This window comes from Rhodoblastus sp. (genome assembly GCF_052145335.1).
Taxonomy (GTDB): Bacteria; Pseudomonadota; Alphaproteobacteria; order Rhizobiales; family Beijerinckiaceae; genus Rhodoblastus.
In genome coordinates this window covers 1-14,353 of sequence record NZ_JBKQOU010000034.1, presented here as the reverse complement: position 1 = coordinate 14,353, position 14,353 = coordinate 1, and the positions used below count along the sequence as shown (strand labels likewise).

The 14,353-nt window shown below is 63.0% G+C and carries 10 protein-coding genes; 7 read left to right on the top strand and 3 right to left on the bottom strand.

The window, feature by feature from the left end; translation table 11 throughout:
* Positions 1-177 precede the first annotated feature (177 nt).
* Positions 178-768, top strand: coding sequence for an NADPH-dependent FMN reductase (locus ACLP2E_RS02440; RefSeq protein WP_442465048.1), 591 nt, complete (start codon positions 178-180; stop codon positions 766-768).
* A gap of 46 nt (positions 769-814) precedes the next feature.
* Here ACLP2E_RS02440 and ACLP2E_RS02435 read toward each other — a convergent pair whose 3' ends face one another.
* Both ACLP2E_RS02435 and ACLP2E_RS02430 read right to left on the bottom strand, forming a co-directional pair.
* A complete protein-coding gene (locus tag ACLP2E_RS02435) occupies positions 815-3,613 on the bottom strand; it encodes an FAD-binding and (Fe-S)-binding domain-containing protein (protein ID WP_442465047.1) in 2,799 nt (932 codons plus the stop codon).
* A gap of 24 nt (positions 3,614-3,637) precedes the next feature.
* Positions 3,638-5,254 carry an L-lactate permease gene (locus ACLP2E_RS02430; protein WP_442465046.1) on the bottom strand — a complete coding sequence of 539 codons (1,617 nt, stop codon included), beginning with the start codon at positions 5,252-5,254 and terminating at the stop codon, positions 3,638-3,640.
* A gap of 203 nt (positions 5,255-5,457) precedes the next feature.
* Between ACLP2E_RS02430 and ACLP2E_RS02425 the strand changes: the two genes are divergently transcribed.
* The 4 genes from ACLP2E_RS02425 to ACLP2E_RS02410 all read left to right on the top strand — a co-directional run bounded on the left by ACLP2E_RS02425 (position 5,458) and on the right by ACLP2E_RS02410 (position 9,128).
* Positions 5,458-6,219, top strand: a complete 762-nt coding sequence (locus tag ACLP2E_RS02425; RefSeq protein ID WP_442461988.1) for an FCD domain-containing protein — start codon at positions 5,458-5,460, stop codon at positions 6,217-6,219.
* A 104-nt stretch (positions 6,220-6,323) separates the two neighbouring features.
* Entirely contained in the window at positions 6,324-7,088 is a 765-nt protein-coding gene (locus ACLP2E_RS02420; RefSeq protein ID WP_442465045.1) for a (Fe-S)-binding protein, read from the top strand.
* A gap of 1 nt (position 7,089) precedes the next feature.
* On the top strand, positions 7,090-8,490 hold the full coding sequence (locus ACLP2E_RS02415; RefSeq protein WP_442465044.1) for a lactate utilization protein B: 1,401 nt from the start codon (positions 7,090-7,092) through the stop codon (positions 8,488-8,490).
* Complete coding sequence (locus ACLP2E_RS02410; RefSeq protein ID WP_442461118.1) at positions 8,487-9,128, top strand: LutC/YkgG family protein; 642 nt, start codon at positions 8,487-8,489, stop codon at positions 9,126-9,128. Before ACLP2E_RS02415 ends, ACLP2E_RS02410 begins: the two co-directional genes overlap by 4 nt.
* A gap of 503 nt (positions 9,129-9,631) precedes the next feature.
* Here ACLP2E_RS02410 and ACLP2E_RS02405 read toward each other — a convergent pair.
* Positions 9,632-10,513 carry a LysR family transcriptional regulator gene (locus ACLP2E_RS02405; RefSeq protein ID WP_442465043.1) on the bottom strand — a complete coding sequence of 294 codons (882 nt, stop codon included), beginning with the start codon at positions 10,511-10,513 and terminating at the stop codon, positions 9,632-9,634.
* Positions 10,514-10,648: 135 nt separating this feature from the next.
* Here ACLP2E_RS02405 and aceE point away from each other — a divergent pair, with 135 nt between their 5' ends.
* Together aceE and ACLP2E_RS02395 are read left to right on the top strand one after the other, a co-directional pair.
* On the top strand, positions 10,649-13,309 hold the full coding sequence (gene aceE, locus ACLP2E_RS02400; RefSeq protein ID WP_442465042.1) for a pyruvate dehydrogenase (acetyl-transferring), homodimeric type: 2,661 nt from the start codon (positions 10,649-10,651) through the stop codon (positions 13,307-13,309).
* 82 nt (positions 13,310-13,391) lie between these two features.
* The coding region (locus tag ACLP2E_RS02395) for a 2-oxo acid dehydrogenase subunit E2 (protein ID WP_442465041.1) at positions 13,392-14,353 on the top strand (962 nt) is incomplete at its 3' end.

Genomic DNA, 14,353 nt, shown 5'->3' with positions numbered 1-14,353 from the left:
CCTACGCGCCGTTGCGGCGGCCGATTGCTTAACGAGCAAGGAGGCGAGAAGATCCTCGATCGGTCGCTCCTGATGCATGATCGGCAAAGCCGTGGGCGCCATGCGCGGAATAGAGTTCGGAACCTTCGAGCACAGTCGACGGTTCGGTCGTGGCGATTGACGTTGGGGAGGCGGACGATGGCTCACCAAATCCTTGTCTTCTATGGTTCCTATCGGTCGGATCGGATGGGCATCCGACTGGCAAACTTCATCGTCGCAGGACTGGGCGCGCGCGGCGACACTGCCGAACTCGTCGATGCAAAAGCCGTCGGCCTTCCAATGCTGGACCGCATGTACAAGGAATATCCGCCTGGTTCAGCTCCAGCCGCCATGGAAGCTCTGGCGTCGAAGATTCGCGGCGCAGACGCTTTTATCTTCGTTGTCGGCGAATATAACTGGGGGGTGCAGCCGGGATTGAAGAACCTGACCGACCATTTTCTTGAAGAATGGTTCTGGCGCCCCGCCGCAATCGCAAGCTATTCCGGCGGACGTCTTTCCGGGACGCGGTCGAGCTTCGCCTGGCACAACATATTATGCGAAATGGGCATGGTGGTGATTTCGAGCGACCTTGCGGTAGGTCCGATCGCCCAGACGCTGGACGCCAATGGCGCCCCGACCGGCCCTGCGGGAAAGGCGCTGGAAAATGCGTTCCCCAGGTTCGCGGATGACCTGGCCTGGTGGACCGAAGCCGCCAAATTGCAGCGGACGCGTCGCTTACCGCCCTATTGAATCTTATGGTCGATGCTGTGTCGCCGCTGGAGCGTAATGGAAACACTCAAGCCGTCGCCTGATCGAGCAGGTGCAGGATGGATCGATAGCGGCGGCCGGAATGCGAGGCCAGGCCGATCTCGCAGGTGCGGCTGGTCGAATAGCCTTCCGTGCATTCCAGCGGCAGGCTTGTCCGCAAATGACGCAGGGCGTGATCGTTCAGCTCCGGCGTGACGAAACCTTTGTCGCCGGCGAAGCCGCAGCATTTCACGTCCGCCGGCGCGATCACCTGTTGGGCGCATTTCTGGGCCAGGCCGAGCAGGATGTCCGCCAGTCCCATCTTGCGGACCGAACAAGTGATATGCAGCGCCACCGGCCCCTCGATCGGACGCAGATCGAGTTTCGGCGCCACATGAAGGGTTAAAAACTCGACCAGATCGAGCGGCGCATAATCGTCGCCGGAAAAGCTTTTCGCCCTCGCGGCGCAGGGTGAAGTGTCGAACACCACGGGTATCTTTCGGCCATGCCTGGCAAGCTTTTGCACCAGTTCCTTCACCTTGCGCTCGGCGGTCTCGGCGAGGCCTTTCGAGGCGAAAGGCTGGCCGCAGCATAATTCATCCTGTCCTTCCGGCGTCACGAGCCGGTAGCCGGCGCGCGAAAAAACGCGGGTGGCGACCTCGCGCAAATTTTCGCTGTCGTCGCCGCGTGGCGCCCCCATGGCGCGGCTGGCGCAGCTTTCGAAGAATAGAACCGGCTCGCCCTCCCAGCCCGAACTGACGGGTTTCGGCCAGATTCCACGCGGAAAAGCCGGAGTCCACAAAGGCGCGGAAAACTTCTCGTGCGCCACGCGCGCCGCCGCCTGCATCGCCGAGGTTCCGAGCACTTTATGGGCGATGTCGGCGCCGGCCAGAGCGAGGCGGGTCGCGCCGAGCGTCGCGGCGAAATGATCGCCGATCCCGCCGCCGATCTTCTTGGCCAGCGGCCCGGCCTGTTCCGCCCGCAGCGAGCGGATGAAGTCGCCGGTATTGATTTCCAGCGGACAGACGGTGGAGCACAGCGAGCAGCCGGCGCAGGTCTCGTCGGCGGCATAGGCGAAGGTCTGTTTCATCTCCGTCGCTTGCGCCGAAGTCGGATCGTCGCAGGCCAGCCGCGCCAGTTCCCGCCCGGAAACGATGCGCTGGCGCGGCGAGAAGGTCAGGCCGTGCGAAGGACATTGCGGTTCGCAAAAGCCGCATTCGATGCAGCTGTCGACCAGCGCCGACACCTTGGGCATCGGCTTGAGGTTTTTGAGATGGATGGTCGGATCGTCGTTGAGCAGCACGCCGGGATTGAGCAGGCTGTCTGGATCGAGTAGCGCCTTGATCCGCCGCATCAGGCGGGTCGCGCGCATGCCCCATTCGCGTTCGACGAAGGGCGCCATATTGCGCCCGGTGCCGTGTTCGGCCTTGAGCGAGCCGTCATATTTGCCGACGACCAGTTCCGACAGGGCCTCCATGAAAACCGCATAGCGGGAGATTTCCGACTGGTCTTCAAACCCCTGCGCAAAGACGAAGTGGAGATTGCCTTCCAGCGCGTGGCCGAAAATGATCGCCTTGTCGTAGCCATGGGCGTGGAGCAACGCCTGCAGATCGGCGGTCGCTTCAGCAAGACGCTCGACCGGAAAGGCGACGTCCTCGATGATCACCGTCGTGCCGGGCGGACGCTTGCCGCCGACCGCCGGAAAAGTGCCCTTGCGAATGTCCCAGTAGCGGGAACACTCGACCGGATCGTGCGAGAAGCGCACGCCATTGAGCGTCGTCGCCGGATCGATGGCGGCCTGCGCCAGGGCGATGCGCTCCTTGAGCGCCGCCTGATCCGGCCCGCGCGCCTCGACCAGCAAGGCTGCGGCGCCGGGACCTAGCCCATCGACTTCGATCGGCATCCCCGACTTGCTCTTGACGCTTTCGAGCGCGGCGCGGTCGAGCAGTTCCACCGCCTCGACAGGCGTGCGTTTAAGCGCGCTGACCGCGCGGCAGGCCGAGGGAAGATCGGCGAAGACGATGAAGGCCGAAGCCTTGTCGCGATAATCCGGGACGGTCTGGTAGTCGATCCGCGAAAGGAAGCCGAGCGTCCCTTCCGAGCCGATCATCAGATGGGTGAGAATGTCGACAGGATCTTCAAAATCGACCAGGGCGTTGATCGCATAGCCGGTAGTGTTCTTCAGCCGGAATTTGTGGCGGATACGCTCCGCCGTGGCGGCGTCTTCGCGCGCGTCGCGGGCTATTGTGGCGAGCCCGTCGAGCAGCGCCGCATGACCGGCGCGGAACGCCGCGACGCTTTGCGGATCGGCCGTGTCGAGAACGGCGCCGTCGGCCAGCACCACCCGCATCGACGCCAGCGTGTAATAAGAATTCTGGCCAGTTCCACAGCACATGCCGGAAGCGTTGTTGGCGGCTATGCCGCCGATTTTCGCCGTCGCGATGGAAGCGGGATCGGGTCCGATCTTGCGCCCGAACGGCGACAGCAGGCGATTGGCGTCGCCGCCGATCAGCGAAGGGCCGAGACGCGCGATGGCGCCTTCGGGCTCGAAGCCGAAAGAGCGAAAACCTTCGCCGAGACTGACCAGCACGGAATCGGTGACCGCCTGCCCGGAAAGCGAGGTGCCGGCGGCGCGAAACGTCACCGGCGCCTTTTGCGCGCGACAAAGCGCCAAGACCCCCCTCACCTGTTCCTCGCTCTCGGCGATGACGACGATGCGCGGATTCAGCCGATAGAAGCTGGCGTCGGTCCCATAAGCGAAGGTCCGCAGCGGATCGGTGACGATCGCCTCTTCCGGGAGGAGCGAGCGAAAAGCCTGCGCCAGCGCGCCATAGTCGATATCCGGCATGAGGGCCTCCACTTGGCCAGTTGATCATTGCCCGACGACGGGAATGACCCAGGGGATGAGATATTGCTGGATCACCACCAGAACGCTCAGCACCAAGGTCAGGAAGATGGAGTGCTTGAAGGTCCTGGCGAAGACCACGCCTTCATGGCCCTTGAGATTGGTCACCGATACGCCGGTGGCGATGTTTTGCGGCGACACCATCTTGCCCATCACGCCGCCCGACGAATTGGTGGCGGCGAACAGCACCGGATTGAGGTCGAGCTGCCGCGCGGCGACGACCTGCAGATTTCCGAACAAGGCGTTGCCCGAGGTGTCGCTGCCCGACAGCATCACCGCCACCCAGCCCAGGAAGGGTGAGAGAATGACGAACAGATGCCCGGTGGAGGCGACGGCGTGGCCCAGGGTATAGGCGATGCCGGAATAGTTCATCAGATAGGAGAGGCCGATGATCAGCATCACGGTAATGACGGCGAGCCAGGTCTGCTTGAGGGTCCGCCCGATGCACTCGAAGAAGGCGGCGGGCGAAAGCCGGACAATGGCCGCCGTCACGATCGCCGCCAGCAGGATCGCGGTGCCGGTGCCGAGCGGCTGGAAAGTCCAGACGGCGGCATAGGGCTTGGCGCCATATAGTGTGATCGAGATGGCGTTATGCAGGCCCGGCCACGGGATTTTCGACTGCGCGATCGCGGCCCAGCCGAAATGGGTCCAGACAATGACGACGGCGGAAACGATCAGCCAGGGCAGCCAGCCCTGCCAGGGCGCGACGGAACCCGAATCGGTCTCGGCGGCGAGCGCCGTTTCCTGAATCTGGAACTCCGGATCGGGCGCGGGACGCCAGACCAGCAGGAACAGCAGCGTGCACAACAGCGAGCCGAGCGAGGACAGAACGTCGGTCAGGGCGTAGTCGAGAAAATTCGACGAAATGAACTGCGAGACGGCGAAACTGCCGCCCGAAACCAGCAGCACCGGCCACAGGGCGCGGACCGAACGCCCGCCGCCATAGATGAACATGACATAGAACGGCAGCATCAGCGCCATGACAGGCAATTGCCGTCCGATCATGGCGCCCAGCGCCGTCGCCGGAAGGCCGGTGACCGCGCCGAGAACCGTCACCGGCACGCCGAGCGCCCCGAAAGCGACGGGCGCGGTGTTGAAGATCAACACGAAGACCAGAGCCTCGAGCGGAGGAAAGCCGACCAGAATCAGCAGCGAGCTGGTGATCGCCACCGGCGTGCCGAAGCCCGAAACGCCTTCGAGCAGCGCACCGAAACAGAAGCCGATCACCACCAGCACGATCCTTCGGTCGTTCGGCAGATGCTGGATCACCCAGGCGCGGAAGGCGTCGAAGCGGCCGGAGCGCACCGCGACATTATAGAGAAGCAGGGCGTTGACGACGATCCACATCACCGGCCAGAGGGCGAAGACCGCGCCGTTCAGCACGGAGTTGAAGGCCAGATCGACCGGCATTTTCCACACGCCGATGGCGATGACCAGGCCGATGATCAGCCCGACGAGCGCCGCCTGCCAGCCGGGCCGACGGAGCACGCCGAGCAGCACCAGCAGCGCGACAATGGGCAGGATCGCCACGAGAAAGGATAGCCCAAGGCTATCCGCCACGGGCGTCAAGAGCTGACTGAACATTTTACCTCCCTATGGCCTTCTTTTTGTCCGGCCGGTTTTCAATCTGGTCGTAATGACGCCGCCCGGTTCATGGCTAAGCCGCTCCGGCACTGTGGTCATTTTATTTTACCACTATTTCCTACAGGATATCTTTTTATCTCGCAAGCCGTTTGTGAAAGGACTATGATCCATCGAGCGGGCCAGCCCCGCAAACGGAAACCGTCATGGAACCTGTCCGCAACCTGAAACTCGCCGACGCCATCGCCGAGCATCTCGAACAATTGATCCTCGAAGGCGCCCTTCGTCCTGGGGAAAAACTCGCCGCCGAACGCGAACTGGCGGAAAAGCTGGAAGTATCCCGGCCGTCGCTGCGCGAGGCGCTGGAAAGGCTTCAGGCGCGCGGGCTGATCGAGACCGGCAAGTCGGGAACCTATGTCACCCGGTTCATGGCGTCGTTGACCGAACCCTTGGCGGCGATGTTCCAATCCAACGACCAGGCTCTGGTCGACTATCTCGAATATCGCAGCCTGATCGAAGGCGAAGCGGCGCGGATGGCGGCGACGCGCGCCACCGACGTCGAGCGCGAGGCGATCCGCGATTGCCTGGAAACCATGAGCGCGGCGCACCAGCTCGACGACCCGACCGCCGAGGCCGACGTCGACGCCGACCTCCATATCCTCATCTATGAGTCGGCCCATAATCTGGTGCTGATGCATATCATGCGCGCCTTTTCCGAAATGATGCGCGGCGGCGTGTTTTACAACCGCCATCAGCTTTACACCCGCCCCGGAGTGCGCGACCTTCTGCTGCAACAACATCTGGCGATCGGCGAGGCCGTGCTGGCGCGCCAGCCCGAAAAGGCGGCGGAGGCGGCGGCGGGGCATGTCCGCTTCACCGCCGCCACGCTCGAGGACATCCGCAAGGAGCAGACCCGAGTCGCGCGGGCTTTGCGCCGCATGGGCCGTTCAGAGTTCGTCGCGAGTTGAATTTGGGTTTCCTGTGGTAATTTTATTTGACCACGCGTATTTTTTGGCTATAAAGACGACAAGGCCTGCCGAAAAGAGCAAGCGCCTAACGGGATAGAAACGCTTTGGACAATCAGCCAAGGCCGCGCGTCGGCCTGTTCGTCACTTGCCTGGTCGATTCGATGCGGCCGAACATCGGCTTCGCGGCGATTGCCTTGCTCGAGGCCGCCGGCTGCGAAGTCGTCGTTCCGCAACGCCAGACCTGCTGCGGCCAGCCGGCTTTCAACAGCGGCGCCGACGAGGCGACCGTCGCCATCGCGCGCCAGACCATCGAGGCTTTCGAACCTTTCGATTATCTCGTTGCGCCGTCGGGCTCTTGCGGCGGCATGATCAAGTCGCATTATCCCGAGCTCTTCGCCAAAGACCCGGTCTGGGGGCCGAGGGCCAAGGCGCTGGCGGGCCGCACATATGAACTGCTGAGTTTTCTCGTCGACGTGCGCGGGTTCAAGCCGCAAAACGTCGCCTGCAAGGCCAGCGCGACCTATCACGATTCCTGTTCCGGCCTGCGCGAGCTGGGCGTCAAGGCGCAACCGCGGAAATTGCTGGCGGCGGTCGAAGGGCTGGAAATGCGCCCGCTCGAAGGCGATGAGACCTGCTGCGGCTTCGGCGGGACCTTCTGCGTCAAATATTCCAACATTTCCAACTCCATTGTCGGCGAAAAGGCGGAAAATGTCGTCGCCTCGGGCGCCGATCTGTTGCTGGGCGGCGATCTCGGCTGCCTGATGAATATGGCCGGCAAGCTGCACCGCGAGGGCGCGAAAACACGGGTCTTCCATGCGGCGGAAATTCTCGCCAATATGGCTTCGACCGCCATCGGCGAGGATGTTTGAGATGAGCGCCGCCTTCGATCTTCGCGTGGACAAGGCGCTGGCGGACCCCCAGCTGAAAATCGCGCTGGAGCGCACCACCGGCAATGCGCGCCGCAAGCGCGCCGCCGCCGTCGCCGCCTGGCCGGATTTCGCCGGCGCCCGCGCCGCCGCCGCCGCGATCAAGGATCACGCCATCGAGCATATGGCGTATTACCTCGAAACGTTCGAGCGCAACGCCCTTGCCTCCGGTGCGCTGGTGCATTGGGCGCGCGATGCCGATGAGGCCTGCGCCATCGTCGTCGACCTGTGCAAGGCGGCGGGCGCGAAAACCGTGACTCGGTCGAAGTCGATGCTCGGCGAGGAGATCGGCCTGCCCCACGCCCTGGCCGCCGCCGGCCTGCGCCGCGTCGAAACCGATCTCGCCGAACATATCATCCAGCTCGCCGACGAAACGCCGTCGCACATCATCTGGCCCGCCGCCCATCATACCAAAGAGGATGTGGCCGAGCTTTTCGCCGCCCATCACCGCGACAAGACGCCGACTACCGACATCGAATCCATGGTCGCGTCAGCGCGGAAGGAATTGCGCGAGGATTTCTTTGCCGCCGAAGTCGGCATTTCCGGCGCCAATTTCCTCGTCGCCGAGACCGGAGCGATCTGCACGATCACCAATGAGGGCAATGCCGAACTGACGACGACGCCGCCCCGTGTGCACATCGTCACGGCGGGGATCGAAAAAATCGTCGCCACCACCGAACATGCGCTGCAATTGACCCGGGTGCTCGTTCCCTCGGCCACCGGCGCCGACCTGACCCAATACACCACCTTCCATTGCGGGCCGAAACGTCCCGGCGACCTCGACGGGCCGGAGCAGTTCCATATCGTGCTGGTCGATCACGGCCGCACGAAAATGCTGGCCGACATGCCGGAAATGCTGCGTTGCCTGCGCTGCGGCGCCTGCCTCAACCATTGCGTGGTCTATCGCGCCATCGGCGGCCACGCCTACGGCGGCGCCTATCCCGGCCCGATGGGCTCGGTGCTCACCCCGGTTTTCGACGGACTGGAAAAATCGCGCGACCTGCCGAACGCCTGTACGCTCAACGGCCAATGCCGACAGGTCTGTCCGGTCGATATTCCGCTGCCAACCATGCTGCGCGGCTGGCGCGAGAAGAGCTGGAGCGGCGGGATGGAGCCGGCCAAGACGCGGCTCGCCTTGCAGATCTGGGCCTATGCCGCCGCGCGACCGGCCCTATACCGGCTCGGACAGGCCTTCGCCTTGCCGATGATGCGGCTTTTCGCGCGAGGCGGGTGGATATCGAAAATGCCGCTGACATCGGGCTGGACCGCGGCGCGAGACCTGCCCAAGCCGCCGGGGACAAGTTTCATCACGCAATATCTTTCCGGGAAGAGAGCCGGCCGATGAGCGCCAGAGCCGCCATATTCGCCGCCATACGCGCGGCAAAGCCCGACCCCGCCGCGCCCGGGCAAATCGCGGCGCAGGCGACGCAATGCGCCGAACTCATGCGCAAGAGCCTGCCGCCGCTCGAACTGAGCGATCGCGTCCAACTTTTCACCGCGCGCGCCAGCGCCGAAAAAGTCGGCGCCACCGTCGAGCGGGCGGCTGGTCTTTCCGACCTGCCGCAAGCGGTCGCGCGCTATATCGCCGCCAATGATCTCAAGCCGGATTTCTCGCTTCAGCCCGATCCGCGCCTGCAAGGACTCGATTGGAGCGCGCTGGCGCCAAACCAGCCGTTGCGGCCCGATTCAGCGCTGGCGGTCGGCCTGGCGCTTTGCGGCGTGGCCGAAACAGGCTCGCTGGTGTTTCATTCCGGCCCGACCGCGCCGACGCTTTACGGCTTCCTGCCGCTTCATCATCTCGTCGCGCTGGATGCGCAAACTCTGCTGCCGCGACTCGAGGATTACGCCGACTCGCAAATCGGCAAACTCGCGCCGCGCAATGTCAATTTCATCACCGGCGCCAGCGGCACCACCGATATCGAGGGCGTGCTGGCGCGCGGCGCCCACGGACCGCGCAAGCTGCATATTGTCATTTACGGGTGAGGCCTGTTGTCAAAATGCGACGCCCGCGGATACTGTTGAAAAACTGCTTTTTGGCCCCTGATCGCAATATTGCAGGCCCATGGAGCCGGCAGTATAAAAAAGATGTGGGGGACCAGTAGGTTTGGCGAAAAATCCGCCGGAAACCACCGCTCCCCATTCAAGACGGCATTGAACGAGGAAAGTCGCTCCTTATCAAATTTGGCGGGATTTTTGAGGCGCCCAATTTTCGGAGTTTTTCAACACAATCCGCGGATAGCGGCCATCCGCCGAAACGCCGAGCCTGTTATTTTATCATTAGCCATGCGTCTTTCGGAAATGACTATTGGCCGACGCGACGTTGGCGAAAAAGGCGATTAATATCGCTTCCAACAAACGGAAGAACGCGCCAAAAAGTCCGGAAAGCGGCGGGCGCCGAGATAAAGGCCGAATGAGGAAGCCACCTTGGGAGGAGCGTCTTGCACACGGAAAAATGCTGCTCAGGCGCATCGTCGCGGCCTGCGCCGTCAGTCAAATCGCGATTCCCGCACCAGCGCCTGCCAGGCGCGGGCGGCGTCGGACAAATAGGCGCCCTCGCGCCAGACCAGCGCCAGCCGCCAGTCGACGCCCGGTTCGTCGAGCACGAGGCTGACGACGCCGACACGGGTTCGGCGCCGATCGAGCAGGCGCGGCAGGAAGGCGGCGCCCATTCCCGCCGCCACCAGTTCGACAATGAAGTCGATCTGGCTGGAGCGCGCCGCGACCACCGGCTCAAAGCCTTTGCTGTGGCAGGCGTTGATGATGACACGGTTCTGCGCAAAGCCGCTTTCGAACAGGATCAGCGGAATATCGCGCAGATCGTCGATGGAGACAGTTTTCCGCGCGGCCAGCGGACTGTCGGCGGCGACCAGGGTCATCAGCGGATCGCGGCGGATTTCATGCCATTCGAAATCCTCGTCGACCGGCAGCAGCGAAGCGGCGAAGTCGATTTCGCCAAGCCGCAGGATTTCCTCCAGCCGAGCGCTGCCATGCTCGATCAGCCTGATGTCGATGCCGGGGTAAATCTTGCGGAAACGGGTGAACAGCGGCGCAAACAAGATGCCGCTGCCGACCGGCGGCAGGCCCAGCCGGAGCACGCCGCGCTTCAGCCCGCGCAATTCGGCGATCTCGGCCAGCAAATCCTCGCGCTCGGCCAGCATGCGAAGCGCCCGGGCGTAAACCGCTTCTCCGACCGCCGTCAGACGGGGTTTGAGCGCCCCACGGTCGAGCAGCGGCGCGCCGATCTCATCCTCGATCTGGCGGACCGCCTTGCTCACGGTGGATTGAGTGGCGCACAGGACCTTTCCCGCAGCCGTGAAGCCGTTCTGCCTGATAACCTCGACAAAGGCGCGAAGATTCTTGAGCTCCATCCTCATTCCAATATAGAATGAAGCTTAGGAATTCAATTCATTTCCAGACTTGCCCCATGTGGCGTAATCTGTATCGCGTAACAAAAAAAGCGACGCCTTCGGCAACGAGGACCGCCTGCATCCTTGGAGGAAAACATGGACCGTAATGACGCGGAAGAAACGCGCGAATGGCTTGAGGCCCTGAACTCGGTTCAGGCTTTCGAGGGCGTTCACCGGGTGGACGCCATTCTCGGCGAGGTGGTCGCGGAAGCGCGGAAAAACGGCGCGCAGCTGCCGTTCGCCTGGAACACCGCCTACATCAATTCGATTCCCGTCGCCGACCAGCCGGAGCCTCCGGGCATTCGCCCGATCGAGACCAAAATCCGCGCTGCGATCCGCTGGAACGCCGCGGCGATCGTGCTCAAGGCCAACAAGGTCTCCTCGGAACTCGGCGGCCATATCGCCTCCTTCCAGTCGGCGGCGACCCTGTACGACGTCGGCTTCATGCATTTCTGGCGGGCGCCGAGCGAGAACCACGCCGGCGACCTGGTGTTCATCCAGGGCCATTCCTCGCCCGGCATTTACGCCCGCGCCTTCCTCGAAGGCCGCATTTCCGAAGAGCAGATTCTCAACTTCCGCCAGGAAGTCGACGGCAAAGGCATCCCCTCCTATCCGCATCCCTGGCTGATGCCGGATTTCTGGCAGTTCCCCACGGTGTCGATGGGCCTCGGGCCGCTGATGGCGATCTATCAGGCGCGTTTCCTGCGCTATCTCGAAGGGCGCGGCCTGATCGAGACGAATGAAAGGAAAGTCTGGGCCTTCATGGGCGACGGCGAGATGGACGAGCCCGAATCGCTCGGCGCCATTTCGCTGGCGGGACGCGAAAAGCTCGACAACCTGATCTTTGTCATCAACTGCAACCTGCAGCGCCTCGACGGGCCGGTGCGCGGCAATGGCAAGATCATACAGGAGTTGGAGGCGGATTTTCGCGGCTCCGGCTGGAACGTCATCAAGGTCGTCTGGGGCTCGGGCTGGGACGAGTTGCTCGCCAAGGACGTCACCGGCCGCCTGCGGCAATTGATGGAGGAATGCGTCGACGGCGAATATCAGGATTTCAAGTCGAAGAACGGTGGTTACATTCGTGAAAAATTCTTCGGCCGCTATCCTGAAACAGCGGCGATGGTCGCCGGCTGGACGGATGAGCAAATCTGGAAACTGACCCGCGGCGGCCATGACTCGCGCAAGATCTTCGCCGCCTACAAGGCCGCCTCGGAGCACAAGGGCCAGCCGACGCTGATCCTCGCCAAGACCGTCAAGGGCTATGGCATGGGCTCGGCCGGCGAAGCGCAGATGATGTCGCATCAGGCCAAGAAGATGAATGTCGAGGCGCTCAAGCAATTCCGCGACCGCTTCAACATTCCTGTCGCCGACAGCGAGATCGAGCATCTGCCCTTGATCAAATTCGCGGCCGGTTCCGAAGAAGACAATTATCTGCACGAAGCACGCGCAAAACTGGGCGGCTATCTGCCGGCCCGCCGCCGTCAGTCGGAGCCGCTGGTCATTCCACCCCTGTCAGCCTTCGAACAACAATTGCAATCGACCGAAGGCCGCGAGATCTCCACCACCATGGCTTTCGTGCGGGTGCTCAATCACCTGTTGCGCGACAAGAATATCGGCAAGCGCATCGTGCCGATCGTGCCCGACGAATCCCGCACTTTCGGCATGGAGGGCATGTTCCGCCAATATGGCATCTTCTCGCAGGTCGGCCAGCTTTACCGCCCGCAGGACGCCGATCAGCTGTCGTACTACAAGGAGGACCGCTCCGGCCAGATGCTGCAGGAAGGCATCAACGAGGCCGGCGCCATGGCCTCGTGGATCGCGGCGGCGACTTCCTATTCCAATTCCAACACGCCGATGATCCCGTTCTACATCTATTATTCGATGTTCGGCTTCCAGCGCATCCACGATCTCGCCTGGGCGGCGGGCGACATGCGCGCGCGTGGCTTCCTGCTCGGCGGCACCTCCGGGCGCACCACCCTGAATGGCGAGGGCCTGCAGCACGAGGACGGGCACAGCCACATTTTCTCGGCCACCATCCCGAACTGCGTCAGCTACGACCCGACTTACTCCTACGAAGTCGCGGTCATCCTGCAGCACGGTCTGGAGCGCATGTACGGGCCGAAGGGCGAGGATGTCTATTATTACATCACCCTGCTCAACGAGAATTACGAGCATCCCGCCATGCCGCAAGGCGTGGAAGAGGGCATCGTCAAGGGCATGTATCTGCTCAAGAGCGCGCCCGAGGGAACGCCGAAGGAGAAGCGGGTCAAGCTGCTGGGCAGCGGCGCGATTCTCCGCGAAGTCATCGCCGGGGCGGCTTTGCTGGAGCGCGATTTCGCTATTCACGCCGATATCTATTCCGTTACCAGCTTCACCGAACTCAAGCGCGAGGCGGACGCCGTCGAGCGCTGGAACCTGCTGCATCCGATGGAAGAGCCGCGCGTCGCTTACGTCACGCAATGTCTGGCGGCCAGCGGCGATGCGCCGACCGTCGCCTCGACCGACTACATCCGCGCCTTCGCCGAGCAGATCCGCGCCTTCGTGCCCGGACGCTACAAGGTTCTTGGCACGGATGGGTTCGGACGTTCGGACTATCGGCGCAAATTGCGGAGCTTCTTCGAAGTGGACCGGCATTTCGTCGCCGTCGCGGCGCTGAAGGCTTTGGCCGAATCGCAATTGCTGCCGAGCAAGAAAGTCGCCGAGGCGATCGAGCTTTATCACCTCGATCCGGAAAAGCCCGATCCGATGCTCTCTTGATTCTTGCCTGATCCGCGCAGTCCGTTCCCATTCCGCGTCACCATTCCGCGCCTTTGAGCGCCCAAATTCAAGGTTTGCCTCCATGTCCGCCATTGAAGTGAAAGTGCCCGATATCGGCGATTTCAAAAACGTGCCGGTGATCGAAATCAATGTGAAACCCGGCGATATCATCAAGGCCGACGATCCCCTGATCGTGCTGGAATCCGACAAGGCTTCGATGGAAGTCCCTGCCCCGCAGGGTGGCAAGGTGCTCGAACTCAAATTGAAGGTCGGCGACAAGGTCGCGGAAGGATCGCTGATCCTGACCCTGGAGGCGGAAGGCGCGGGCGCGACCGTCCCCGCCGCGTCCGCCGTGCCCTCGCCGACGCCGGCGACGCTTGCCGCCGAAGCGGCGCCTGCGACGGCCGAGGAAAAGCCGGCGCCGGCCGTGCTGGAGGAGGACAAGATCGCCGGCAGGATCGCCGGTCCTTCGCCCATCGTCGGTCCGGGCGGGACGCTCGCCGATTTCGGCAATGTCTTCGCCTCGCCCGGCGTGCGCCGCCTCGCGCGCGAACTGGACATCGACCTGACCAAAGTTCCAGCCAGCGGCGACAAAGGCCGCATCACCAAGGAAGACGTCAAAGCTTATCTTTCCGGCGGCAAGGCCGGTCCAGCGGGCGTGTCGGGCGGCGCCGGCATTCCCGAAATCCCGGCGGTGGATTTTTCCAAATTCGGCCCGGTGGAGGAAAAACCGCTGTCGCGTATCAGAAAGCTGTCAGGGCCCTTCCTGCATCGCTCCTGGCTCAACGTGCCCGCCGTCACCCAGCACGACGAGGCCGACATCACCGATCTTGAAGCCTTCCGCAAGACGCTGGACGAGGCCGGGAAGGTCGCCAAGCCGAAGCCCTATCGCGTCTCGCTGCTGCCCTTCCTCGTCAAGGCCAGCGTATCGGTGCTCAAGGAGTTCCCGGACTTCAATTCCTCGCTCAACCCGGCCAAGGACGGGCTGATCGTCAAGAAATACTGGAACATCGGCTTTGCCTGCGACACCCCGGAAGGCTTGGT

Excerpts from the sequence above, each read along its gene's own strand:
- ACLP2E_RS02415 (WP_442465044.1), top strand. The coding sequence starts at position 7,090 with ATGAGCGCCGCCTTCGATCTTCGCGTGGACAAGGCGCTGGCGGACCCC.
- ACLP2E_RS02405 (WP_442465043.1), bottom strand. The coding sequence starts at position 10,513 with ATGGAGCTCAAGAATCTTCGCGCCTTTGTCGAGGTTATCAGGCAGAAC.
- ACLP2E_RS02425 (WP_442461988.1), top strand. The coding sequence starts at position 5,458 with ATGGAACCTGTCCGCAACCTGAAACTCGCCGACGCCATCGCCGAGCAT.
- ACLP2E_RS02430 (WP_442465046.1), bottom strand. The coding sequence starts at position 5,254 with ATGTTCAGTCAGCTCTTGACGCCCGTGGCGGATAGCCTTGGGCTATCC.
- aceE (WP_442465042.1), top strand. The coding sequence starts at position 10,649 with ATGGACCGTAATGACGCGGAAGAAACGCGCGAATGGCTTGAGGCCCTG.
- ACLP2E_RS02410 (WP_442461118.1), top strand. The coding sequence starts at position 8,487 with ATGAGCGCCAGAGCCGCCATATTCGCCGCCATACGCGCGGCAAAGCCC.
- ACLP2E_RS02435 (WP_442465047.1), bottom strand. The coding sequence starts at position 3,613 with ATGCCGGATATCGACTATGGCGCGCTGGCGCAGGCTTTTCGCTCGCTC.
- ACLP2E_RS02440 (WP_442465048.1), top strand. The coding sequence starts at position 178 with ATGGCTCACCAAATCCTTGTCTTCTATGGTTCCTATCGGTCGGATCGG.